The 24,512-nt window shown below is 35.5% G+C and carries 22 protein-coding genes; 3 read left to right on the top strand and 19 right to left on the bottom strand.

Going from position 1 to position 24,512, the window contains the following annotated elements; all coding sequences use genetic code 11:
• Positions 1 to 2: 2 nt before the first annotated feature.
• The 6 genes from pnpS to citZ all read right to left on the bottom strand — a co-directional run bounded on the left by pnpS (position 3) and on the right by citZ (position 6,900).
• A complete protein-coding gene (pnpS, locus tag PGC35_RS13200; RefSeq protein ID WP_375219482.1) occupies positions 3 to 1,535 on the bottom strand; it encodes a two-component system histidine kinase PnpS in 1,533 nt (510 codons plus the stop codon).
• Positions 1,532 to 2,248 (bottom strand): response regulator transcription factor, encoded by a 717-nt coding sequence (locus tag PGC35_RS13195; protein WP_056833021.1) that lies wholly within the window; start codon positions 2,246 to 2,248, stop codon positions 1,532 to 1,534. Before PGC35_RS13195 ends, pnpS begins: the two co-directional genes overlap by 4 nt.
• A gap of 39 nt (positions 2,249 to 2,287) precedes the next feature.
• Positions 2,288 to 2,734, bottom strand: coding sequence for a hotdog family protein (locus PGC35_RS13190; protein ID WP_375219481.1), 447 nt, complete (start codon positions 2,732 to 2,734; stop codon positions 2,288 to 2,290).
• 684 nt (positions 2,735 to 3,418) lie between these two features.
• On the bottom strand, positions 3,419 to 4,357 hold the full coding sequence (mdh, locus tag PGC35_RS13185; protein ID WP_375219480.1) for a malate dehydrogenase: 939 nt from the start codon (positions 4,355 to 4,357) through the stop codon (positions 3,419 to 3,421).
• Between the two features lie 72 nt (positions 4,358 to 4,429).
• Positions 4,430 to 5,695, bottom strand: coding sequence for an NADP-dependent isocitrate dehydrogenase (icd, locus tag PGC35_RS13180; protein ID WP_375219479.1), 1,266 nt, complete (start codon positions 5,693 to 5,695; stop codon positions 4,430 to 4,432).
• A gap of 89 nt (positions 5,696 to 5,784) precedes the next feature.
• Positions 5,785 to 6,900 carry a citrate synthase gene (gene citZ / locus PGC35_RS13175; RefSeq protein ID WP_053588642.1) on the bottom strand — a complete coding sequence of 372 codons (1,116 nt, stop codon included), beginning with the start codon at positions 6,898 to 6,900 and terminating at the stop codon, positions 5,785 to 5,787.
• 199 nt (positions 6,901 to 7,099) lie between these two features.
• On the opposite strand from citZ, the gene PGC35_RS13170 reads away from it, so the two are divergent.
• Positions 7,100 to 8,062, top strand: coding sequence for an AI-2E family transporter (locus tag PGC35_RS13170; protein ID WP_375219478.1), 963 nt, complete (start codon positions 7,100 to 7,102; stop codon positions 8,060 to 8,062).
• Here the strand turns inward: PGC35_RS13170 and PGC35_RS13165 are convergent.
• The 8 genes from PGC35_RS13165 to PGC35_RS13130 all read right to left on the bottom strand — a co-directional run bounded on the left by PGC35_RS13165 (position 8,046) and on the right by PGC35_RS13130 (position 17,954).
• A complete protein-coding gene (locus PGC35_RS13165; RefSeq protein WP_056833020.1) occupies positions 8,046 to 8,438 on the bottom strand; it encodes an FxsA family protein in 393 nt (130 codons plus the stop codon). The two genes, PGC35_RS13170 and PGC35_RS13165, sit on opposite strands and share 17 nt — an antisense overlap.
• 74 nt (positions 8,439 to 8,512) lie before the next feature.
• The gene (gene pyk, locus PGC35_RS13160; protein ID WP_375219477.1) at positions 8,513 to 10,273 is read right to left on the bottom strand and encodes a pyruvate kinase; all 1,761 of its coding nucleotides are present in this window, start codon (positions 10,271 to 10,273) and stop codon (positions 8,513 to 8,515) included.
• 31 nt (positions 10,274 to 10,304) lie between these two features.
• Complete coding sequence (pfkA, locus tag PGC35_RS13155) at positions 10,305 to 11,264, bottom strand: 6-phosphofructokinase (RefSeq protein ID WP_053588638.1); 960 nt, start codon at positions 11,262 to 11,264, stop codon at positions 10,305 to 10,307.
• 68 nt (positions 11,265 to 11,332) lie between these two features.
• Complete coding sequence (gene accA, locus PGC35_RS13150; protein ID WP_375219476.1) at positions 11,333 to 12,286, bottom strand: acetyl-CoA carboxylase carboxyl transferase subunit alpha; 954 nt, start codon at positions 12,284 to 12,286, stop codon at positions 11,333 to 11,335.
• Entirely contained in the window at positions 12,280 to 13,146 is an 867-nt protein-coding gene (gene accD / locus PGC35_RS13145; protein ID WP_053588636.1) for an acetyl-CoA carboxylase, carboxyltransferase subunit beta, read from the bottom strand. Before accD ends, accA begins: the two co-directional genes overlap by 7 nt.
• A gap of 44 nt (positions 13,147 to 13,190) precedes the next feature.
• Positions 13,191 to 13,841, bottom strand: a complete 651-nt coding sequence (locus PGC35_RS13140) for a FadR/GntR family transcriptional regulator (RefSeq protein WP_375219475.1) — start codon at positions 13,839 to 13,841, stop codon at positions 13,191 to 13,193.
• Positions 13,842 to 13,949: 108 nt separating this feature from the next.
• Positions 13,950 to 17,009: a DNA polymerase III subunit alpha gene (gene dnaE / locus PGC35_RS13135; protein WP_375219474.1), complete on the bottom strand. Its 3,060-nt coding sequence runs from the start codon at positions 17,007 to 17,009 to the stop codon at positions 13,950 to 13,952.
• A gap of 15 nt (positions 17,010 to 17,024) precedes the next feature.
• Positions 17,025 to 17,954 (bottom strand): DHH family phosphoesterase, encoded by a 930-nt coding sequence (locus PGC35_RS13130; RefSeq protein ID WP_053588633.1) that lies wholly within the window; start codon positions 17,952 to 17,954, stop codon positions 17,025 to 17,027.
• Positions 17,955 to 18,047: 93 nt separating this feature from the next.
• Here PGC35_RS13130 and PGC35_RS13125 point away from each other — a divergent pair, with 93 nt between their 5' ends.
• Entirely contained in the window at positions 18,048 to 18,356 is a 309-nt protein-coding gene (locus PGC35_RS13125) for a YtpI family protein (RefSeq protein ID WP_053588632.1), read from the top strand.
• A gap of 45 nt (positions 18,357 to 18,401) precedes the next feature.
• Here PGC35_RS13125 and PGC35_RS13120 read toward each other — a convergent pair whose 3' ends face one another.
• Together PGC35_RS13120 and PGC35_RS13115 are read right to left on the bottom strand one after the other, a co-directional pair.
• Positions 18,402 to 19,709 (bottom strand): DRTGG domain-containing protein, encoded by a 1,308-nt coding sequence (locus PGC35_RS13120; protein ID WP_375219473.1) that lies wholly within the window; start codon positions 19,707 to 19,709, stop codon positions 18,402 to 18,404.
• A 64-nt stretch (positions 19,710 to 19,773) separates the two neighbouring features.
• Entirely contained in the window at positions 19,774 to 20,454 is a 681-nt protein-coding gene (locus PGC35_RS13115; protein WP_375219472.1) for a metal-dependent hydrolase, read from the bottom strand.
• Between the two features lie 111 nt (positions 20,455 to 20,565).
• Here PGC35_RS13115 and PGC35_RS13110 point away from each other — a divergent pair, with 111 nt between their 5' ends.
• The gene (locus PGC35_RS13110; protein WP_375219471.1) at positions 20,566 to 21,660 is read left to right on the top strand and encodes a M24 family metallopeptidase; all 1,095 of its coding nucleotides are present in this window, start codon (positions 20,566 to 20,568) and stop codon (positions 21,658 to 21,660) included.
• An 842-nt stretch (positions 21,661 to 22,502) separates the two neighbouring features.
• Here the strand turns inward: PGC35_RS13110 and PGC35_RS13105 are convergent.
• The 3 genes from PGC35_RS13105 to ald form a co-directional block, all read right to left on the bottom strand.
• A complete protein-coding gene (locus tag PGC35_RS13105; RefSeq protein ID WP_375219470.1) occupies positions 22,503 to 22,853 on the bottom strand; it encodes a fluoride efflux transporter FluC in 351 nt (116 codons plus the stop codon).
• A complete protein-coding gene (gene crcB / locus PGC35_RS13100) occupies positions 22,850 to 23,215 on the bottom strand; it encodes a fluoride efflux transporter CrcB (protein ID WP_375219469.1) in 366 nt (121 codons plus the stop codon). Before crcB ends, PGC35_RS13105 begins: the two co-directional genes overlap by 4 nt.
• A 79-nt stretch (positions 23,216 to 23,294) precedes the next feature.
• Entirely contained in the window at positions 23,295 to 24,410 is a 1,116-nt protein-coding gene (gene ald, locus PGC35_RS13095; RefSeq protein ID WP_375219468.1) for an alanine dehydrogenase, read from the bottom strand.
• Positions 24,411 to 24,512 lie beyond the last annotated feature (102 nt).

The raw sequence follows: 24,512 nt of genomic DNA, 5'->3' as shown, positions 1-24,512 counted from the left end.
CGTTAACTTTTAGCAATAGGAATATATACAGTAAATGTTGTACCTTTTCCTACTTCACTTTCTACTTTTATTAATCCATGGTGTGCTTCCACGAGATGTTTAACTATTGCTAGCCCTAGACCTGTCCCCCCCGAATTTCTACTTCGAGCTCGATCCACACGGTAAAAACGTTCAAAGATTCTATTTATCTCTGACTTGCTTATACCTATGCCTTCATCTTGTATTTGAAAGATCCCATACTGTTCATTTTTGAATATATTTACACGAACCGTAGTATTCTCTGGAGAATACGTTATCCCATTGGCAAGTAAATTCATCATTATTTGTATGAGACGATTCATATCCCCTAAAACATGGACAGAATTATCTACTGTCGTTTCTAGTTTCATATCTTTTTCTTCTACTAAGTGTGCGGTCATTTCAAGACCACGCTCTAAAATATCTGTTAGCCTGACTTTCTTTAAGGATATTTCATACCCAACTTGCTCTACTTTAGATAAATCCAGTAAATCGTTAATTAACATTTGTAATCGATTACTTTCTTTATGGATAATTTCTAGAAAAGAAAGTAATGTTTCTTCGTTTTTGTAAGCTCCAAACAATAGAGTTTCTGAGAATCCTTTTATAGATGTAACAGGTGTCTTTAATTCATGTGAAACATTGGCAACAAAATCTTTGCGGATTTGTTCCAATTTAATAAGCTCAGTAATATCGTGCATAACAACGACTATTCCAAGCCATCTACCGTGTTCTCCTATAACTGGTGCACCATATGCATCCATGTAATAAGTATGAAGATCACGCTTGATTTGAATTTGTTCACGACTCGAAGACTCTGTCAGAAAAAGCTTATCTATAAACTCTTCTATTTTTTCAGGCAAGCCAATTTTACGAAAAAGCTTTCCATCTACATTATCTAAGGAAATTTGTAATTGTTGTAGAAATGAGCGATTAACTATCGTAATTAATCCATTTCGATCAATCATAATTAATGCACTGCCCATATTTTCTATTAACGTTTTTAAACGCTCTTTTTCTGTTTCCCGCATAACAGAAATATCATGTAAATTACGTGCGAGAATATTGAGAGAATTACTTAATTTCGACATACCTGAAAAGTCATCTTCGAATGCTCTAATCCGATAGTTTCCTCGGGCAAGTTCCATAGCTGTCTCTGTCAAATGTTCAATCGGTTGAGCATATTTTCTAAATATACTAGCTCCAAGAAATAATGCAATAAGAAACGCTGCTAGTAAAGTAAAGAACAAAAATAACCAAAGCGATTGCTCCTCAACTAAGTTCTCCCCTTTGAGCTCAGAAGAAATTAACTGATTAATTTTCACTTGTTCATCTTTTGAAAGTTCTGTCGTTTCTAAAAAAGTTGAAACAGACTCTATTTTTGAGTCCACTATCTTATTTGCAGAATGGTCCACGAAAATAGGAAAAAGCTGACCAAGAACGATGCCTAGTCCAGCTAAGATTACCCCAATTAATATAGAATAAGTTCTCAAAATTCGTGATTGATAGGTTTTCATTTAGTCTTTGGCTCCTCAAATTTATACCCAAGACCTCTTATTGTTTTAATATAAATCGGCTTTCTACTATTTTCTTCAATTTTGTCTCTTAAGTGACTAATATGAACATCTACAATTCGAGTATCCCCAGCAAAATCATAATTCCATACTGCACTTAAAAGTTGATCTCGAGTTAAGACTCTATTTTTGTTTTCAATTAAATATACAAGTAGCTCAAATTCTTTCGGTGTGAATTCAATTGGTTCATTGCTTAATAAAACCTCAAATCGCTCAGGAAATACTTGTAGAGGACCAAAAACATATGATTCCTCAGTATGTTTAGGTTCTGTATTAGCTGCATCGCTAGCCATACCTGAGCGTCGAATCATCGCTTTTACTCGTGCGGTAACTTCTCTTGGACTAAAAGGTTTTGTCATATAGTCGTCAGCACCTAATTCTAAACCAAGAACTTTATCAAATTCTTCATCTTTTGCTGTTAGCATGATTATAGGTGTTTGTATTTTACTGATGCGAAGCTCTTTACAGATTTCCATACCATCCTTATATGGTAGCATCCAGTCTAACACAATAACATCAGGATGTTCATTCAATGCAAGATTTAAGCCCTCTAAGCCATCCATCGCTGTAATTACTTCAAAACCAGCTTCTTCTAAATTATATTTTAATAATGTTACGATTGAACTTTCATCATCAACGACTAATACTCTTTTCATTTTTTCGCCTCCAAGTTGATTTGAAACCCCCATTCCAAATCAATTGACCAAGAGTTGTGGAGAAACATGGAAAATCCCTTCCACTACTATTTGTTCTTCCTCATTTTGAGCAATTACTTGAATTACTATTTCGTTTGTATTCATATGTACTTCTTTAACCTCGAAAGTAAAATCAATAACAGAATAATGATAGGTTGGTATAGGAAATGCTAATGATTGTCTTTTTAAATAAGAACCTGGTCCAGGTAAGTATTTGGAAATTGCAGAAGTAATTACTCCTGTGAGCATAATTGGCGGAACAATTGGTTTCTCATAGACCGATTGAGATGCAAAATCATGCTGTATATATAATGGATTACTATCATTTGTTAACCCTAAATATAAAAGCAAATCCTTATCGTCCATCTTCTCAGTTATAGTTAATTTCTCACCAATAGTGATCTCTTCTATTCTTCTACCTATTTTGCGCGTTTTCCCTAATAACAATACGTCTCCCCCAATCCGTATACTACCTCTATCTTAACAATAAGTATAAGATAAGCGCAAGCGCCTCTATGTATTAGAAATAAAGGACCTAATAACTAGGATATCCTATACTAAAATAATAAGAAAACCGTCGTGATTTTTAAAAATAAGACCAGTTACAATCGTTTCTGGAGCGCTTTGGACAGGACTGTCGCAATTACATTACCGAATAATTTTAGGAGAGGAGGGTCGTGACTACTGTCACGACCCTCCTCTCCTTTTTTGGTAATTTGGGGGCTGTCGTCTGTCCGTCGCCCTCCTGCAACTTTTAGGAACTGGATTATGATTGTTTGGAAAATGAGAGAATAGACACTGTCCTATTCATTTTGTTAGCTCCCGAAGATTCAATTTCGGTCGCTATATTTCATTCTATTAGATTTGTGCTTACTATTTTTCTTAAATCAGCAAATAACATGACATCCGTTGTTGTAATAATACTTTACTATAGGGTTATTAAATTTGCCTAAGTTAGATTAATGCCTGAGATTCCTTAAGTTATTTCCTATCGATCACGAAAATCAATTATCAGTCCATCTCTTCAGGAAAATTTCGAAACTGATGAGAAGCAAAGGGCTATATGCAAGTCCTTTATTATTGCATAAAAAAATCGAGTAGGTTTCCCCACTCGATTTCTTTGTTACAAAATTAAGCTAATATGTTCATTACTGCTTTAACTGATTCAGCTGATTTGTTTAATAAAGCTTTCTCATCTTCAGTTAATTCAAGTTCAATAATTTTTTCAATACCACTAGCACCTAATACCGTTGGAACTCCAAGATAAATTCCGTCTATACCATACTCGCCTTCTAAATACGCGATAGATGGTAAAACACGTTTTTGATCTTTCAGAATCGCTTCGGCCATTTCGACTAATGATGCAGCTGGAGCATAGTAAGCAGAACCATTACCAAGAAGGTTAACGATTTCAGCCCCTCCTTTACGAGTACGATCCACGATTTCTTCTAAACGAGCAGCATCGATTAGTGTTTCTAATGGAATACCACCTGCATAAGAATATCTAACTAAAGGAACCATATCATCGCCATGTCCACCTAGTACGAAACCAGTTACATCTTTAACAGAAAGATTTAATTCTTCTGCTACAAATGTACGGAAACGAGCCGTATCCAGCACGCCAGATTGCCCGATTACACGTTCTTTTGGAAGACCTGATTCTTTATATACAGTATATGTCATAGCATCTACTGGGTTTGTTAATACAATGATCGTTGTATTAGGTGAATATTTAACAATCTCACCTGTTACAGCTTTCATTACTTTTTGGTTTGTTTGAACTAAATCATCACGGCTCATACCGGGTTTACGTGCAATACCAGCTGTAATAATTACTAAGTCAGAGTCTTTTGTATCCTCATAGTTTGAAGTACCAACAATTTTAGCATCAAAACCTTGAACAGGAGCCGCTTCAGCCATGTCTAAAGCTTTCCCTTTTGTTGGATTTTCAGCTTGAGGAATGTCAACTAAAACAATATCTCCAAGTTCTTTCTGTGCAAGCAAGAATGCAGTTGTAGCACCTGTAAAGCCGCCACCAATAACTGAGATCTTATTACGTTTTAATGTCATTGAAAACTCTCCTTTTAATCATATGTAAAGGGAAGGAAAATCCTCCCCCGGTAAACCCAATTTCGTAAAATCTTACATATTTTGAATTAGTTCATCCGCGAATTCAGAACATTTTACTTCTGTTGCTCCATCCATAAGACGAGCAAAGTCATAAGTAACTACTTTAGAAGCAATAGTTTTTTCCATTGAATCCATGATTAGTTTAGCAGCTTCATTCCAACCTAAATGTTCAAGCATTAACACACCAGAAAGGATAACCGATGATGGGTTAACTTTATCTAAACCAGCATATTTAGGAGCAGTTCCGTGAGTTGCTTCAAAAATAGCATGTCCAGACACGTAGTTAATATTAGCACCAGGAGCAATACCAATACCACCAACCTGAGCAGCAAGTGCATCGGAAATATAATCTCCATTTAAATTCATTGTAGCAACTACATCGAACTCTTTTGGACGAGTTAAAATCTGTTGTAAGAAGATATCAGCAATTGAATCCTTCACTAGGATTTTACCAGATGCAAGTGCATCAGATTGTGCTTTATCAGCAGCTTCTGTTCCTTGCTCTTCTTTAATTTTGTCATATTGATTCCAAGTAAATACTTTATCGCCAAATTCTTGTTCAGCAACTTCATATCCCCAGTTTTTAAATGCGCCTTCTGTGAACTTCATAATGTTCCCTTTGTGCACAAGTGTTAAAGAAGTACGACCTTCTTTAATAATATAGTTTAAAGCAGCGCGAACTAAACGTTTAGTTCCTTCTTCTGAAATAGGTTTGATGCCGATACCAGAAGTCTCAGGGAAACGAATATTTTTAACACCAAATTCTGTTTGTAAGAATTCAATTAGTTTTTTTGCGTTATCAGTTCCTTTTGCATACTCGATCCCAGCATAGATATCTTCTGTGTTTTCACGGAAGATTACCATATCTGTATCTTCTGGACGTTTAACTGGTGAAGGTACTCCAGTGAAATAACGAACAGGACGAAGACAAGTATATAGATCAAGTTCTTGACGTAGAGCAACGTTTAAAGAACGAATACCACCACCGATTGGTGTAGTAAGTGGTCCTTTGATCGCGATTAAATATTCATTGATAACATCTAAAGTTTCTTGAGGTAACCATTCACCCGTTTGATCGAATGCTTTTTGACCAGCAAGAACCTCTTTCCACTCAATTTTTTTCTCGCCATTGTATGCTTTTTCTACAGATGCTTCTAAAACTCTTGATGCTGCAGCCCAAATATCTGGACCTGTTCCATCACCTTCAATAAAAGGGATTATTGCTGTGTTTGGTACGTTAAGTACACCGTTTTCTACTGTGATTTTGCCAGTTGTCATTTTATATTTCCTCCTACTATCATAATCATAGGGCTATAAACACAAATGTGTTCAGCCCTAATTTTATCATGAAACGCTATTATTTTTCATTATCTTTCATCGATTGGTACATATTTTTGCATTCCAGGTCCTACATATTCAGCACGTGGGCGAATTAGACGGTTATCTGAATATTGCTCTAAAATATGAGCAGTCCACCCAGAAACACGAGAAACAGCAAAAATTGGAGTAAATAAATCGTGATCGATGTTAAGAGAATGATATACAGATGCTGAATAGAAATCTACGTTAGGTGGTAAATTCTTTTGACCAGTAACGATTTCTTCGATTTTTACAGACATGTCATACCATTTTGACTCTCCACGAAGAGCAGTTAATTTTTGAGACATTTCACGTAAATGTTTCGCACGTGGATCACCTTTTCTATATACTCGGTGACCAAATCCCATGATTTTTTCTTTGTTTTCTAGTTTTGTATTAATAACTTTTTCTACATTATCAACAGAACCGATTTCTGTTAACATTTTCATAACTTGTTCGTTTGCTCCACCATGTAGTGGTCCTTTAAGAGCTCCGATAGCTGCTACTACACCTGAATATATATCTGAAAGTGTCGCAACACATACACGTGCTGTAAAGGTAGAAGCATTTAGTTCATGATCTGCATGAAGTACTAATGCTTTATTGAATGCTTCCACTTCAATCTCTTCAGGAAGTTCGCCATTAAGCATGTACAAGAAGTTTGCAGCATAACCTAAGTCTGTTTTTGGAGCAACTGGTTCTAGTCCTTTACGTACTCGAGAGAATGCTGTAACTAATGTTGGAAGTTTAGCTTGAAGTTGGATAGCTTTTAAGTAGTTCGCCTCTTCGGACATATCCTCAGCAGCATCATCATATAATGCTAACATAGATACAGCAGTTCTTAGAGCCGACATTGGGTGAACTTTTGATATTGGATAAGATTTGAAATGGTTAAGTACTTCTTGAGGAACTGCCATGTTATTAGCAAGTAGTTGTTTTAATTCTTCCAATTCATTTGCTTTAGGTAGACGTTTATTCCAAAGTAAGAATACTACCTCTTCAAAGCTCGCATTTACAGCTAAATCATCAATATCATAGCCTACGTAAGTTAGTGTGTCATCAATAATTGAACTGATAGCAGACTGCGTAGCTACAACCCCTTCTAATCCACGAGTTGTTGTCATTTTAATCTCTCCCTCTTTTTCAGATTAAATTATTAATCACCTAAAAAAGATGATAGGAATTTATCTGAATATAATATGTATCTTATCAATGCTTACTAATTCATTATAATCAAGTTTGGCTAATTTGTGAATGAAAACGCTTAAATTTATCAAAAAAATAATTACTAATCTACTAAATATTTGAAAAGATTGGATGAAAATGATTGGTTTTCAAATAAATAAGGAAGATTTTTTTGGGAAATGGATGCCGATTGGAATAATTATACTTATTTCGATTATCGCTTATCCATTAACTCTAGCAATTATATTAGGATATTTTTTATTTCCAATGACTAATCTCTTTTATAAGAAGTTTAAACTTCCAATTATCTTTAGTGTATTTCTAACAGAAGTATTTATTTTATCTGGCTGTATATTGTTAATTTTATATTTGGTACAAACACTCATTGATCTTATTCCGCTAATTCACGATTATATTGTGAAGTTACCAGTAGTAGAAATTCAAAAACATCCTATCTTTTTAATGTTTGAAGGGAAATTTCAAACATTATTAAATAAATTTATGAATGAGCTTTTAATCTACCTCACTCACTTGCCTTCTTATTTTTTTGAGTTGTTTCTCTTTATCATTGCACTCTTTTTTTCATTATATGAATCTGGGAAAGACCGTCATTGGTTTCTAGTTTATTTTCCAAAAAAGGCTAGAGGACTTTGTGAAAGGATATTAGTGAAGGTTTCAGTTGTGATGAATAATTTTATTTCTGTAGGATTAAAGCTATATATTTTAACTTTCTTCCTTTTATCAATTGGATTTGTTGTATTAGGCTTTCAACAACCATTTAAATATGCATTTCTTATTTCCTTGGTTGATAGTCTTCCTTTTTTAGGCATTGGCATAATTTTAATTCCTCTTAGTATTTACTTTTTCTTATTGGAACAACATACGTTTGGGCTCATTATTTTGCTTTTATATTTATTTGTCCAGTTAACACGGCATATCGTAGAGTCCATGTTATGGTCTTCCTCTATGCAAATAAAGGCTGTCCACGTATTCTTTCTTAGCGCGGCAGCCATTTTAATATTTGGGTTTATCGGAATTTTATTTAGTCCTTTTATTTATTTGCTTGCAACCAGATGGAGCGGTCTCACGAGGACTTCATAACAATTACTTGACCGTTTTTCATTTTTTTCCGAATCCACTTATAAATTATTGGTTTGAATAACTTTCTTGTTGGACCAATCAAAAGTAAAAATCCAAGAACGTCAGAAATAAAACCTGGTAGGATAACTAAAATTGAACCAACAAATACACACAGGCCATTTATAGCCGCATCTCCAGGTGCTTGACGGTTTTTAATGCTATCGGAAACTTCCCGGTACGCTTTCATACCTTGTTTTTTTGCTAAAAAAGCACCAGCAATTCCTGTTGCAAGTATAAGCAGAATTGTAAAACCTACACCAATTGATTTACCAGACAAAAGTAATATATATAATTCTATTGCTGGAATGATGATAAGCAATCCAATGATCCATTTCATATATTCACCTTCTATATAGAATGATTGCCCCACCAATTATGGTGAGGCAATTTTTAATATTATCTGTAGACAATTTAAATGATACTTGCTTTTCCGTGATAAATAACTCCACTTTCTGCATCTATCGTAAGCTCTTGTCCATTTTTAATTAATTTTGTTGCATTATTAACTCCAACAATAACAGGAATTCCTAGACTTAACCCAACTACAGCAGCATGGCTTGTTAAGCCACCTTCTTCTGTAATAAGTCCCTTACAGTTCTCTATCGCAGGAATCATTTCACGATCAGAACCAATTGTTACAATAATGCTATTAGAGGTATCTTGACCTAATAACTCTCTTGAATTGTTCACGACAACCGCTTTTCCATAAGCAGTTTGTTTGCCAATCCCTTGTCCTTTAGCAACCATATCTCCAATAACATGAACTTTCATCAAGTTAGTTGTTCCTGCTTCTCCAACCGGTACACCAGCAGTAATTACTACTAAATCACCATGCGTTACATAATGATGAAGAATACTTTCTTCCACTGCCACCTCTAAAACCTCATCAGTTGAATATGCCTTCTTACCAACTATCGGATAAACACCCCAAACGAGTGTTAACTTTCTAGAAGGCTGAGTAGACGATGTTACTGCAATAATAGGCACACCTGGTCTAAATTTTGAAATCATTTTAGCTGTGTGTCCACTCTCAGTCGGTGCAATTACCGCTTTTACTTTTAAGTTAATAGCAGTATGTGCCACTGCTTGACCAATTGCATCCGTTAAATTTACTTCTCGTCCTTTACTTAGTTTAGTAACAATCGAACGATAGTCAATTGCATTTTCAGTTCTTTTAGCTATTTTATCCATTGTTTGAACTGATTCTACCGGGTATAGGCCAGCTGCGGTTTCACCAGAAAGCATAATCGCATCTGTGCCGTCTAATATAGCGTTTGCAACATCACTTGCTTCTGCTCTAGTAGGTCTTGGATTACGTTGCATAGAGTCTAACATTTGGGTAGCAGTAATGACTGGCTTTCCAGCATTATTACATTTTTGAATAAGACTCTTTTGAACTAAAGGAACCTCTTCGGCAGGAATTTCTACACCAAGATCGCCCCTAGCTACCATTAAGCCATCTGAAACTTGAATAATTTCATCTATATTGTCTACCCCTTCTTGATTTTCAATCTTAGGGATAATTTGAATATGTGAACCATTATTATTTTCCAGTAGCTCTCTTATTTCTAGTACATCTTTTGCTCGACGAACAAATGAGGCTGCGATAAAATCGACACCTTGTTCAATTCCAAATAAAATGTCTTTTGCATCTTTTTCTGTAATTCCAGGTAATTGCACAGATACTCCAGGAACATTAACGCCTTTGTTATTTTTTAGTGTTCCAGCATTTTGTACAAATGTAGTGATAATACCTTCATTCACATCTATTTTAGTAACTACTAATTCAATCAATCCATCATCAAGTAAAATAATCGAGCCCACTTGAACGTCCTCGATCAATTTTTCATATGTAATCGAAAAACGTTCTTTACTACCTAATACTTCGTTCATCGATATTTCAATTGTTTGACCTGATACTAACTCAATAGCATCATTCTCCATTTTATGTGTTCGAATTTCAGGTCCTTTTGTATCAAGTAAGATTCCTACAATTTTACCTGCTTTGTTTGATACTTCTCTTATCTTTTGGATTCTAGCTGCGTGCTCTTCATGGCTGCCATGTGAAAAATTTAATCGAGCGACATTCATGCCTGCTCCAATTAATTGTTTTAACATTTCTTCTGATTCACTAGCCGGTCCAATCGTACATACTATTTTAGTTTTTCTCATATACAAGTCCTTTCTTTCAAGAAAATAATAATTAGATGGATAATTCCTTCGATAATTGATACATTACTGAATCAAAAACTTCACTCTTTTCAAAAGCTTCATTCATATCATAGTCTACCACTTGATGATTCTGTATGCCAACTGCACGACCTCCATGGCCAGCTAGTAATACTTCAACCGCTTTAGCTCCAAACATACTTGCCAATACACGGTCACGACCAGTTGGAGAACCACCACGTTGAATATGACCTAAAACGGAGACACGTGTTTCAATATTTGCTTTTTCCATCAATTTAGCTGCAAATTCAGATCCACTCATTACACCTTCAGCAACTATAATAATACTGTGCTTTTTACCACGAGCAGATCCACTTTTTAATCTTTCTACAACTTCATCTATATTATAGTCTACCTCTGGAATTATAATTGTTTCAGCTCCGCCAGCAAGACCTGCCCATAAAGCTAAATCTCCTGCGTCTCTCCCCATTACCTCGACGATGAATGTTCGATCATGTGAAGTTGCTGTATCCCTTATTTTATCAATACATTCGATAACTGTATTTAAAGCTGTATCAAAACCAAGTGTATAATCCGTCCCTGGAATATCATTATCAATGGTCCCCGGAATCCCTACACAAGGAAAGCCATTTTTCGTTAGAGTCATGGAACCTCTATAAGAACCATCTCCCCCAATAACGACTAACCCCTCAATTCCATTTGCTTTTAATTGCTCCATAGCTTTTTGTTGTCCCTCTTCTGTTCTAAATTCAGGGCAACGCGCAGAATAAAGTTTGGTTCCACCTCGTTGAATAATATCTCCAACCGAACCTAAATCTAAAAGTTCCATATTTCCATCGATTAATCCCTGATAACCATGAAAAATACCTACTACTTCTAAACCTTCATATATTGCTTTTCTCACTACTGCACGAATTGCTGCATTCATGCCTGGAGCATCTCCCCCACTTGTCAATACACCGATACGCTTCACAATGATCCCTCCACTAGGTATTTACTACTCTAAGCTTAACATAAAAAATGCGTCTGAAAAGACGCATTTCACTCACTAAAAACTCCGATATTTTTAAATTTATTATATCTATCCTCAATTAGCTCTTCAGAGGATAATTTCGTTAATTGTTGCAGGGATGTAATCAGAGCTTCCTTCAAATAAGTAGCCTGTTTTTCTGGATCTCGATGAGCACCACCATGCACCTCTTTAATAACTTGATCTATAATCTTCATTTCCTTTAAATCGGGTGCTGTGATTTTCATTGCTTCAGCTGCTTGTTGAGCTAGAGCTGCGTCTTTCCAAAGAATAGATGCTGCTCCTTCCGGTGAGATAACAGAATAAGTAGAGTTCTCCAGCATATGGATATGATTTGCAACCCCTAGTGCTAGTGCACCACCACTTCCACCTTCTCCAATTACTACACTGATAACAGGCACTTTAAGTCCAGCCATTTCTACTAAATTTCTAGCAATAGCTTCACTTTGTCCTCTCTCTTCTGCAGCTTTACCAGGGTAAGCCCCTTTAGTATCTATAAAACAAATAATCGGACGGTTGAATTTTTCTGCTTGCTTCATTAAACGAAGTGCTTTCCGATAGCCTTCTGGATGTGGCATACCAAAATTCCGTTTAATATTTTCTTTTGTATCAAGTCCTCTTTGATGACCGATAATTGTTAAAGGTTTACCATCTAGTTGGCAAATACCAGCGATGATTGCAGCATCATCTCCAAATAAACGATCCCCATGAAGCTCTATAAAATCAGAAAATATTAGTTTAATATAATCTTTTGTCGTAGGGCGATTAGGATGTCGAGCAACTTGAACACGGTCCCAAGGCTGCATATTTTCATAAATATCATGTTCTAGTTTTTCTAATCTCTCTTCTAATTTCTCTATTTCTTCTGTCATATCTATTTCTGTGTTCAGGGTATACTCTTTTAGTTCATCAATTTTTAATTTTAGTTGAACAATAGGCTCTTCAAATGGTAATGCTTTTACCATGATGTAACCTCCTTTTGTACATGCATTTTCACAAGTGAAGCTACAGTTGAACGCATATCTTTTCTGTGAATTACTGCATCTAGTTGGCCATGATCCAATAAAAATTCAGCTGTCTGAAAATTCTCAGGTAATTTTTCACGTACTGTTTGTTCAATTACCCGACGACCCGCAAATCCAATTAATGCTTTTGGTTCTGCTAGGTTAATATCACCAACAGAAGCGAAACTAGCTGAAACTCCACCTGTTGTTGGATGAGTCAATATCGAAATATATAAAAGTCCATGATCGCTATGTCTTCTAAGAGCAACGGATGTTTTCGCCATTTGCATTAAGGATAAAACACCTTCTTGCATTCTAGCTCCACCGCTAGCTGTGAAAATAATAAAAGGTACTTTTAGCATTGTAGCTTTTTCTATTGCTCTCGTTATTTTTTCTCCAACAACTGAACCCATAGAACCCATTCTAAAGTGTGAATCCATGATAGCTACGACTACTTTTTGTCCTTCAATTTCTCCAACGCCTGTTAACACAGCTTCATTTATGCCTGTTTTTTTAGCGTCAGATTTAATTTTTTCGGTATAGCCTGGAAAGTTAAGCGGATTATCCGTTTGCAAATGATCATCTAAACTTTCAAATGAATTATCATCTAAAAAAATTTCAACTCGTTCAAAAGCTGTCATTTTCATATGGTGATCACAAGAAGGGCAAACTTTTAAGTTTTTCATTAAGTCCTTTGTAAAAACATTCTTTCTACACTCAGGACATTTCATCATAATCCCTTCCGGAACTTCTTTATTAGCTTGATCAGGTATTGTTGCATATTTCTTTTTATGATTTTTTCTAAAAATATCTCGTATCATTTATTCTCTCCCCTATTCCTAAGAAAAGCTCAAGGTATCGATGACTATAAACTAATTTGATCGGTTGGGATGATAGCTAGCCATTGGATGTATAAATTTATAGTACTAACTTCATCGCCATTTTTTAAGCTATTTAACAGCTGGATCCAAATGTCTTTTTCCTTTAAAGACATCTGATTCTTATAAGGCTCTCCAGCAAATTGTTTTAATAAAAACCATATTTTTAAAGTAAGCCGATTATCGGAAATAATAATTATTTCTCGAATGATATCCTCACGTAAAACCTCTTCATTATTTAATCTAATTAGGAATGAGTCCCATATAGAATGTTTAGACAAGCTATCTGAAACACATATTGTACGAACTGCTTCTTTTTCTAAAGTTTCTCTTGTCTTGTGTACGTCTTCTTTAGATTTAGATTGTTGTAAAATAAATGTAGACAGTAGTTCTACTAATTGATGTTTACGAAAATCAGAAAGAAAAGTTCCTTCTCCTCTTCTTGTTTCAATTAACCCAAGTAATTCTAAACTTCTAAGTGCTTCCCTTACAGTTGACCTGCCTACTTGCAATCGTTCCGCCAATTCTCTCTCGGATGGCAATTTTCCGCCAACTGCTACATTCTCCTCGTTAATAAGATCTCTTAATTGTTTTACTATCTCTAAAAACATTTTGCTGGAATTATTTTTTGGAATCATACATCCTCACACTTCCATTAATTTCAAAGTGGTCTGACCACTCATAACTAATAGCATACAAAATTATTAATAAAACGTAAAGAAAAAACTGTACAAAATTGTACAGTTCTAATTCCAAAGTGATTTTCCTATTATTTGTGTATTCCCATTTCTACGTTCTGATTTTCCTTCAACGACAATAATTGACATTTCTTTCAATAAAGCATTATATTTCGCATATTCTTCAGGAAAAAGAGTTACCGAAATACTTCCAGTATCATCTTGTAATGTAACAAATGCCATTGATTCACCCTTTTTTGTTCTTATCCTTTTTATTTCTTCGATGAGACCAATTATTTTTACTTTCCATTCTTTTAGTGCTTGTTGAACGTTCCATATACTAGCTATTTGATCAGGATGATTTCTTTTAATGGAAACTGTAGGATGCTCAGAAAAATATTGACCTAACACATCTTTCTCAAATTGAAGCTTCATCATTAAGGGTAATGGTTCCGTTTGTATATATTTAGATTTTCCAAAATGAGAAGCATCTCCGTTAAACAAATCACTCTCTTCCGTAGGGCTTACAAGCTCCGCATATTTTACAGCAGCATCTAACGTGGCGAGCAACGTGGACCGTTCTTCATCAAATTCATCTAAAGCACCAGCCTTAATAAGTGGCTCCACATTTTTTCTAGTAAAATGGACTGCAGTAAGATCGGCGGCAAAATCGAAAATATCATCCCAGTTAGAAGTTCTGTTCACTCTTTGCTGTTTTAATTTCTTTATAAATGCCTGAGACACCCCTTTAATAGCATTTAAGCCAAAACGAACACCACCACTTTCAACAGAAAAGGATAGTTGGCTTTTATAAATGGAAGGAGGTAACACGCTAATATTTTTTTGTTTCATTTCCATTAAAAGTTGATTTATTTTTTCCTGATTTCCAACTGCAGTACTTAATAATGCACAGTAAAATGGAACAGGGAAATGAGTTTTTAAATAAGCCATTTGGTACGAAATAACACTATAGGCTACTGCATGACTCTTTGGAAATCCATAATCTGCAAAACGAACGATTAAGTCGTATACAGTCGAGGCAGCCTCTTGTGTATGACCAAGTTGTATAGCCTTTTGAACGAAATGAGCTCGTTCTTTTTGTAAGATTTCACGATTTTTTTTACTAACTGCTCGTCGTAACAAATCCGCTTCTCCGAATGTAAAACCAGCCATTTGTGAGGCAATTTGCATGATTTGCTCTTGATAGACGATGATGCCATAAGTTTCTCTTAAAATTGGTTCAAGCACCGGATGTTCATATGTTACAGCCTGCTGTCCTAATTTTCTTTTTGCGTACAATGGAATACTGTCCATAGGACCTGGTCTAAATAAAGCATTAACCGCTACAATCTCCTCAAATTTTGAGGGTTTTATTTGCCTTAAGGCATTTCTCATCCCTGCAGATTCAAGTTGGAAGACACCTGTTGTGTCCCCATTTTGAAGCATTTGAAAGGTAGGTTGATCATTCAAAGGAATTGCCGCTAATGTGACTTTGGTTGTCGTTTTTTTATTGATTAAAAATAGAATTCTCTCTATAATGGTCAAGTTCCTCAACCCAAGAAAATCCATTTTCAGTAAGCCTACCTGCTCCACTTCTTTCATAGGCCACTGCGTTAAATATATATCATCATGGCCACTCTGAATCGGTACTACGTCTACAAGTGGACTTGGTGAAAGTACTACACCAGCTGCATGGGTGGAAGCATTTCTCGGTAATCCTTCTAATCCAAGAGCGACTTGGAACCATTTTTTTCGGATTTCTTCTGTTTGTATAAACTCTCTTAACTTTTGTGATTGCTCATAAGCCTCTTTTAAAGTAATGCCAGGCTTGGATGGAATAAAGGATGAGATAGCTTCTAATGTAGAAGATTCAAACCCAAATACCCTTGCCACTTCACGCGCCACAGCTTTAGCTGAAAGAGTACCGAAAGTGATTATTTGGGACACATGTTGTTTGCCATACTTTTCAACGACGTATTGTATAACTTCCATTCTTTTAGAATCGGCAAAATCAATATCAATATCTGGCAAAGTAATACGTTCCGGATTTAAAAACCGTTCAAACAAAAGACCGTATTCAAGTGGATCTACATCTGTAATACTAAGAGAATAAGCTACAAGGGAACTGGCAGAAGATCCTCGTCCTGGTCCTGTTAATATTCCAGCCTGTTTTGCAAACTTCATAAAATCCTGCACGATTAGAAAATAATCATCATACTTCATTTGACTTATAACGTTAAGTTCATACTGTAGACGCTCCACATATTCGGTCGTTACGTTTTGTACTCGTTTTGTTAAACCCTCTTCGCAAAGTTGTCGTAAGTGGTCTTTTGCCAATACGTTTGGAGGTAGAGGGAATTTCGGCATATGGTGGGTAGGTTGTTCGAACGATAAGTGGCAGCTTTCTAGCATTTTTTTTGTATTGTCAAGCCAATTTGGAACATCTGAAAACCAATTCAGCCACTCCTCGTTTGAAAGTATGTGATAAGAATTAGTGGAAGGTTTTAAACGATTCATGTCAGACATTTTGAGGGATTGATCCATTGCATTTAAAACTTCGAATGCAAAAGAATCCTCTTTTTCTACATAGCGACTCATATGATAAGTAGTTATAGGAATAGCAAGTTCATCTGCAATTGATATTATTTCATGTTCATTTTCCTTGATTACTCCATTTGGTCTCTCTATACCTACAAACAGAAAAGAAGGAAGAAATACTTTAGCTAATTCAGCTAATACTTCTTTCGAATATTGCTGTTCACTGTAATAGACTGCAATTATTCCTTCTTTATAAGCTATTAGCCATTTTAGTGGTAGTTCAGAAAGTTCTCTTGTTTCTAGGCTACTTGTAATCTTCAAAAGATTTTCATAACCTCTGTTGTTTTTTGCGTATAAAATGATAGAACATATTTGAGTTTCTAATTGGACCTTGATCGTTAGTCCTATCACCGGGTGAATTTGTTGTTTATTTAATTCATGCCAAAAAGGCAACATGCCATACAATTTACTATTTGTAATAGCGGCTGCCTTCGCATTATTCTTTTTCAACTTTTGAATTAGTTGGTCCAGTTGTATTGTACTTTTCAGCATATCCGCTGATGTTACAATTTGTGGATATACTGTTTCCATATAAGACACCTCTGTTTACAACATTTTTAAATCCTTAATGACAACATCTGCTTCGTCCCATGACTTTACGGAAGCTCCTGAAGCTAGTGGATGCCCTCCACCACCATATTTTTTGGCTATTTCGTTAATAATCGGACCTTTTGAGCGAAGGCGAACACGAATTTCTTTTTCATCCTCGATAAAGAATACCCAACATCTCATTCCTTTTACGTCCGCTAAAGCACTTACTAATAAAGAAGCTTCCGATTCTGCAACATTGTATTTTTGTAAAATTTCTCTTGTTAATTTAACAAAGCCTACACCATTTTCATCCATGCTAAAGTTTTCATATACATAGCCTTTTAAATGAAGTAAGTTGCGTTCAACCTCATACATACCATTGAAAAGTTCAGTACGATCAAAGCCATGAGAAAGCAATTGTCCTGCATATTTCATTGTTTGGAGCGTTGTACTTTGGAACATAAATCTTCCTGTGTCTCCAACAATTCCTGCAAATAATAATCTTGCAATACTTGCATCCAACTTCCAGCTTCTATATTCCTTCGCTTCTTCAAATAGTTCACAAATCATTTCACTAACCGAGCTCGCACTTGTGTTAACCCAGAGTAAATCTCCATAAGCATCATCATTTGGGTGATGATCTATTTTTATCAAATAACTACCTAGCTTATAGCGATCATCATCTATTCTTTCTGTATTTGCAGTGTCTGTAACAATAATAAGAGCATCTTGAAAGTCTTCATCTAAAACTTTATCTGGTCGAGCTAAAAAGTCTAAAGTATTTTCATGAATTCCAGTAGCAAATACTTTTTTATTTGGATAGTTTAATGAAATGAGTTCTTTTAATCCTATTTGAGATCCATATGCATCCGGATCGGGACGTACATGTCGATGTATTATTATTTTGTCATAGCGTTCGATTGTGTCTATGATTTGTCTTTTCATTTCAAGTTCCCTCACTTCATCAGATTTACTATTCGCATTTTCACAAATTTCCCTATACAATAATGAAAGCTTAACTATTATTGGGGGTCCATTATGATACTTAATTTTATCTTTATACTAGCCATCGTTGTTTCATTTGTTTGGTATTTTTATTTTAAAACGAAACAATTTCGCACCACTTTACCTATTCGAAAAAAATGGTTTGCCGCGAAAGCATCTATTTGTTTGGGAGCATTTATACTTTTTTTTGGATTAAATTTTCTTATCGTGTTCCCATCAACTCTTACATATGTAATCTCCGCAATTTTTATCCTTCTGGGAGGATATTTTATGTATCATAATTATAAAGTATCCAAGCATTATGGACAATTCGTTCAAGAGGAATTAGATTTAAATAAATAACATATTCAATTGGAAATGATGCAGCTATAAAGCTGCATCATTTTTTCATCGTTCGAGCATTTGATAAGTAACCATTGCTTTTCCGACTAACTGTTTCTCATTAAATACTTCTATGTCCATTTTTGCTACTTTACGGCTCATTTCTAATACTTTAGCATGGATTCGTAAAATACTTTCTATCTGGATAGGCTTCGTATAGTAAATCGTCATATTTTCTACAACGCTTTCTCCTCGTTTTCGAATTTTCAAGGTTTGGGCCCCTGTTTCTGTCAATAATATAGAGAATGCGCCATATGACATAGCACCATAATGGTTCGTCATCTGCGGAGTTACTATAAACTCAAAAATGTATTCTTCAGCAGAAATTAGTTTAATTTGCTGCTTTACAATATCGTCTATTGTTTCTCCGTTTTGAGGCTGTCGTGAAGCCGCTTGTAATGCTTTCAGTACATCCTGTCTACTAATGACACCTTTTAAGGAATTGTTATCACCTACTACAGGTAACAAATCTATTCCTTCCCAAATCATGCGATGACTTGCTGAAGCGACACTAGTTTTAAGAGTGATGGATATTGGATTTCTCGTCATTACTTTGTCGATTAGCTCTAGATTATCTTTACCAATTACATCTCTCGCCGTAACAATCCCGACAAGCTTGTTCGATTTATCAACTACTGGGAATCCTCCATGTGTCGTCAATTGGTTTAATTCATGGTAACGATTTATTAAATCATTTGTACGAAGAAAAGATGTATCTTTTAAAGGAACATAAATATCTTCAATTAGAAGTACATCTTTTTTAATCAGTTGATCATCAATTGCCCGATTGATCATTGTAGCAACCGTAAAAGTATCATAGCTTGTTGATATTACTGGCAACTCCAAATCGTCCGCTAGTTTTTTTGTTCTATCAGAAACGTCAAATCCACCGGTTACAAGTACTGCTGCTCCAGCTCGCAATCCTGATTCATGTACTTGAAGACGATTTCCCACAATTAACAAGTTACTCGGTTCTACATAACGCATCATGTCTTCTAATTGCATAGCCCCTATAACAAACTTATTTAGTGTTTTGTAAAGACCAGATTTCCCACCCAATACTTGTCCATCTACTATATTTACTACTTCAGCATAAGTTAATCTTTCAAAATGCTCTTTTTTCTTTAGTTCAATTCGAATCGTTCCAACTCGTTCAATTGTACTGACTAGCCTTCTATTTTCTGCTTCTTTTATCGCACGGTATGCTGTCCCTTCACTTACCGTTAAATCTTTCGCTATTTGTCTAACAGATATTTTATCCCCAACAGGAAGTTTTTCTATATACGCTAAAATTTGCTCATGTTTTGTTGTCATGTAGTCACATCCAAACGATTGTTATACGCTTATTGTACCACATTATATATATTATCTAGCTATGTTACAGTCTAACCATTTCACCTGCTTGAAGTATTTGTACTTCTGCTGTTGACACTAATTCCTTAAAATGATTTGGGTCTTGTTTTATAGGTGGGAAAGTATTGTAATGTATCGGGACAACTATCTTTGGCCTTAATAGTTCAGTAGCATAGGCAGCGTCTTTAGGACCCATAGTAAAATTATCACCTATTGGTAAAAATGCTACGTCAATATTATTTCTCTGCCCAATTAGTTGCATATCTCCGAACAAGGCTGTATCACCTGCATGGTAGATGGTCTTACCTTCTGTGGTAAATAATATTCCAGCTGGCATACCAGTGTAAATTGTTCCATCTTCATTTGAAGTAAAAGAAGAACTATGGAATGCTTGTGTAAACTTTACTTGTCCAAAATCAAATTCATATGCCCCTCCTAAACCCATTTCATGTGTATTTAAACCCTTTGTACCTAGATATTCAGCAAGCTCAAAAGGCGCTACAACAAGTGCATTAGACTGCTTTGCAATTTCAATAGTGTCTCCTACATGATCATTATGTCCATGTGTCAATAAAATTACATCTGGCTTTTCCTCAGAGGCCGTTAAATCAGTTAAACCATTTCCGGTGATAAAAGGATCGATTAAAATCGTGTGCGTATTTGTTTTAATTTTTACTACAGAATGTCCATGATAACTAATTTGCATAAGTAATCCGCTCCTTTTGGTTAATTTTCTCTCTGTATTTCATTCAACGTAGATGCCAGAAATCCTTTATTCTGATATCCTTAACTTATAAATATTAAAAGAGGTGCCATGATGAAACAAGTAGAAAGAATTCAAAGTTTTTTAAAGTCTAATAATATTGACGCTGCATTCATAACGACTCCAGATAATGTTTTTTATTTTACTGGATTTAGAAGCAATCCGCATGAACGTTTGCTTGGTGTTTTAATTTTTAAGGATGCTGCACCATTTATCATTTGTCCGCAAATGGAAGTTCCAGATGCTTCGGCAACTGGTTGGACTGGTGATATTGTTGGTCACCAAGATACGGAAAATGCTTGGGATATCGTAGTTCAAACCATTCAAAACAAAGTTGGCGTTATCAACTCATTGGCAATTGAGAAAGCACATTTAACTGTCGAACGCCAAGAAGCTATACTAGAGAGAATACCTGCGATTCAAATTTCAAGAATCGATGAGGCGATCAATAAATTACGTGTTATTAAAACAGAAGATGAATTGGTAAATATGAGAAAAGCTGCTGAGCTTGCTGATTTTGCAATTGAAGTAGGTTGCAAAGAAATTGCTGAAGGAAAAACAGAGCTAGAAATTTTAAATGCAATAGAAAATGCGGTAAAAGAAAAAGGCGGATATCAAATGTCCTTTGATACGATGGTATTAAGCGGACCTAAAACGGCTTCTCCACATGGTAATCCTGGTGATCGTAAAATACAAAAAGGTGACTTTATACTATTTGATTTAGGCGTTGTTTATAATGGCTACTGCTCAGATATTACTAGAACTGTAGCATTTGGTGAACCAACAGAGGAAAAACGTGAAGTTTATGAGACTGTACGACGTGCAGAAGAGGCTGCAGTAAATGCAGTCAAACCTGGAGTAACTGCTATGGAGCTTGATAAAATTGCTCGTGACGTAATTACAGATGCTGGATACGGAGAGTATTTCACGCATCGTTTAGGACACGGTCTTGGAATTTCAGTACATGAATTTCCATCGATCACTGGTGTAAATGAGATGGAACTAGAAACTGGCATGGTATTCACTATTGAGCCAGGAATATACCATCCGGATATAACAGGTGTACGTATTGAAGATGATGTGGTCGTTACAGATAATGGTGTTGAGGTACTTACAAAGTTTCCTAAGGAACTGATAGTTCTTAAATAGTTCAATTAAAAGCATCCTCCACTGGTGCTTTCAAAGACTGTAGACAAACTCGAAAAAACGAGTGGTCTACAGTCTTTTAATCTTATAAAAGATATAATATATTGTTTTACCGAGGCTTCCCGTCTAGTAGGATCAATAGTACGGAAGATAAAATGATGAAAAGATGCTATATGGTAAGAAAATTTTTATGTGGACAAAAAAAATTTTATACGGACAGAAATTCATCTATCCGGACACTAAGTTTATCTATCCGGTCAGAAATAACTTTATACGCTCAGAAATAAAGAATGCCCCGTTGATTTCCGTTATAGGCGGACGCTTTCCGCCGGCATGGCTTCAGCCGCTTCCTTCGCTCCGCTCAGTCCAGGGTCTTCAGCTCATGCTCTTCCGGCTGGAGTCGCCGCCTTCCACTCCAATCAACTATTGTATGCTTAAAATTAAGCCTTTCTTCCATCTATATAACATCATTTTCCTGAATAATTAAAGTAAATACAGGTAGGTGCTCTCCATGATTTCAACCCAAGAAACCCTCAATTCAAGTCCATATATGGCGATTTACTTATGTGCCTTATTTTTATTCCAAAAACAATTACGTCATTTAAAACATAACTTTTTCAGTGCCCTCACTACGCTCCTGCAGAGTCTCGTCTGTCTCTCTGTTTCCACAGAAATCGAAAGGACGCTTCTCCAAACTAATAAAGTGCTACCTTCTTATTTTCTATATATTCAGGAAGAAAAGTCTCGATGTAATAGAAAATGATGGCCAAAAATCAAAACAATGAATGAGACTAATTAGACATCTGTTTTTTTCCTCAAATCAGAAGCATCCTAACGGATTCTTTTTATTTTCCTATATAGAATCCTAGAAATGCTAAGCCTATGCCTCCCAAATAAGTAGCAGCAAAATAGATGAGCCATTTTCGAGGATATTTTTGAAGTGTTAGTAATTCTTTATTAAAGGTTGAAAAGGTTGTAAAAGCACCTAGAAATCCTACTCCTAGAAGTAGAACAAGATATTTATCAAGACCTAAATGAATACTGTATCCCAATAAGAAAGATCCGCTTAAATTAACGAGAAGTGTGCCTAGAGGTAAGCTTCCTTCCCGATTGTTCAGCTTTTGGGATAAGTAAAATCGAAGGATGGATCCTAAAAACCCCCCAATAGCTACAGCGCCAAGATGTAAAATACTCATTTACTCCCCTCACTCTTCCAACCTAATTTACTCATCAGAATGCCACCAATCATACTGATCAATACGTATACTATAGACAATAGATATTCACCTCTATGAACTAATTCTACTGTTTCCAAACTAAATGTGGAGAAAGTTGTAAAAGCGCCTAAAAACCCCGTAGTTATAGCAGTTTGTAAATTTGACGATAAGTTACTTTTAGGTAACAGGCTTGTTGTTAAATAAGCTAGAAAATAACAACCAACTAAATTAACCGCTAATGTGGCAAACGGGAAAATAGAGTCTGTAAACAATATAAGCCCGATTAGATACCTTAATAATGCCCCTAATGCTCCAGCTACTCCTACAAGTAAATATGCCATTTTTCAACACTCCATCTTAATAAATAAAAAACAGAACACCCAAAGTTTTAATATCTTTGGGTGTTCACAGCTAAATATTTTAGTTTAAAAGCGTTGTAACATCCACATAAGGAAGACCTTGTGCTTCCGCAACCGCTTTAAAAGTAACATGACCTGCTAAAGTATTGATACCTTTTTGTAATGCAAGATTATCCAAGCAAGCTTGTTGATATCCTTTGTTAGCAATTTGCAAAGCATAAGGAACAGTTGCATTCGTTAGGGCCATTGTAGAAGTTCTAGGAACTGCTCCTGGCATATTAGCAACTGCATAATGAACAACACCATGCTTTTCATAAGTTGGGTTATCATGCGTTGTGATACGATCAGAAGTTTCAAAAATTCCACCTTGGTCAATTGCAATATCAATTACAACAGAGCCAGGAGACATCGATTTAATCATCTCTTCTGAAACAAGTTTTGGAGCTTTTGCACCAGGAATTAAAACTGCTCCTACTACTAAATCTGCTTCTTTAACTGCTTGTCCGATATTATAAGGATTTGAGATTAATGTTTGAACATTACTACCAAATAAATCTTCTAACTGACGAAGACGATCAGGATTTAAATCGATGATTGTAACTTGTGCACCCATACCTACAGCTATGTGAGCTGCATTAGTTCCAGCAATTCCTCCACCAACAACTGCAACTTTCGCACGTGGTACTCCTGGAACACCACCAAGCAAAATTCCTTTACCGCCATTAATTTTCTCTAAATATTGTGCACCAATTTGTGTTGCCATACGACCAGCAACTTCACTCATTGGAGTTAATAATGGTAATGAATTATTTGGAAGTTGAACCGTTTCGTAAGCAATAGCAGTTACTTTCTTTTCTAATAGGACCTTTGTCAAATCTTCTTCAGGTGCTAAATGTAGATAAGTAAAAAGGATGGATTCTTCTTTAATCAGATGAAACTCATCATGAGTAGGTTCCTTCACTTTCATAACCATTTCTTGATTCCATGCTTCTTGTGCAGTATTTACAATTGTTGCTCCTGCTGCAATATAATCCTCATCTGTAAAACTTGAACCTAATCCCGCTCCAGTTTCAATCATAACTTCATGATTGTGATGTTTTAAAGTAACAACACCTGCAGGCGTCATAGCGACACGATTTTCGTTATTTTTAGTTTCTTTTGGTACACCAATACGCATTTCCATATCCCCTTATGTACATATTTTAAGTAATAAAAATGAAAACGTTTTAAAACACTTCCATTTTAACATTTATATAGGAAAATTACTTCAATAAAATAA

Source organism: Psychrobacillus sp. PGGUH221 (assembly GCF_042055255.1).
GTDB lineage: Bacteria > Bacillota > Bacilli > Bacillales_A > Planococcaceae > Psychrobacillus.
Note: the sequence above shows the minus strand (reverse complement) of the source record. Positions and strands in the feature narration are given on the sequence as shown.

Coding starts and splice junctions, on each gene's coding strand:
- pnpS (WP_375219482.1), bottom strand. CDS start 1,535: ATGAAAACCTATCAATCACGAATTTTGAGAACTTATTCTATATTAATT.
- PGC35_RS13195 (WP_056833021.1), bottom strand. CDS start 2,248: ATGAAAAGAGTATTAGTCGTTGATGATGAAAGTTCAATCGTAACATTA.
- mdh (WP_375219480.1), bottom strand. CDS start 4,357: ATGACATTAAAACGTAATAAGATCTCAGTTATTGGTGGCGGCTTTACA.
- icd (WP_375219479.1), bottom strand. CDS start 5,695: ATGACAACTGGCAAAATCACAGTAGAAAACGGTGTACTTAACGTACCA.
- citZ (WP_053588642.1), bottom strand. CDS start 6,900: ATGACAACAACTCGTGGATTAGAAGGGGTTGTAGCTACGCAGTCTGCT.
- PGC35_RS13170 (WP_375219478.1), top strand. CDS start 7,100: ATGATTGGTTTTCAAATAAATAAGGAAGATTTTTTTGGGAAATGGATG.
- PGC35_RS13165 (WP_056833020.1), bottom strand. CDS start 8,438: ATGAAATGGATCATTGGATTGCTTATCATCATTCCAGCAATAGAATTA.
- pyk (WP_375219477.1), bottom strand. CDS start 10,273: ATGAGAAAAACTAAAATAGTATGTACGATTGGACCGGCTAGTGAATCA.
- accA (WP_375219476.1), bottom strand. CDS start 12,286: ATGGTAAAAGCATTACCATTTGAAGAGCCTATTGTTCAACTAAAATTA.
- accD (WP_053588636.1), bottom strand. CDS start 13,146: ATGATACGAGATATTTTTAGAAAAAATCATAAAAAGAAATATGCAACA.
- PGC35_RS13140 (WP_375219475.1), bottom strand. CDS start 13,841: ATGATTCCAAAAAATAATTCCAGCAAAATGTTTTTAGAGATAGTAAAA.
- dnaE (WP_375219474.1), bottom strand. CDS start 17,009: ATGGAAACAGTATATCCACAAATTGTAACATCAGCGGATATGCTGAAA.
- PGC35_RS13130 (WP_053588633.1), bottom strand. CDS start 17,954: ATGAAAAGACAAATCATAGACACAATCGAACGCTATGACAAAATAATA.
- PGC35_RS13125 (WP_053588632.1), top strand. CDS start 18,048: ATGATACTTAATTTTATCTTTATACTAGCCATCGTTGTTTCATTTGTT.
- PGC35_RS13120 (WP_375219473.1), bottom strand. CDS start 19,709: ATGACAACAAAACATGAGCAAATTTTAGCGTATATAGAAAAACTTCCT.
- PGC35_RS13115 (WP_375219472.1), bottom strand. CDS start 20,454: ATGCAAATTAGTTATCATGGACATTCTGTAGTAAAAATTAAAACAAAT.
- PGC35_RS13110 (WP_375219471.1), top strand. CDS start 20,566: ATGAAACAAGTAGAAAGAATTCAAAGTTTTTTAAAGTCTAATAATATT.
- PGC35_RS13105 (WP_375219470.1), bottom strand. CDS start 22,853: ATGAGTATTTTACATCTTGGCGCTGTAGCTATTGGGGGGTTTTTAGGA.
- crcB (WP_375219469.1), bottom strand. CDS start 23,215: ATGGCATATTTACTTGTAGGAGTAGCTGGAGCATTAGGGGCATTATTA.
- ald (WP_375219468.1), bottom strand. CDS start 24,410: ATGCGTATTGGTGTACCAAAAGAAACTAAAAATAACGAAAATCGTGTC.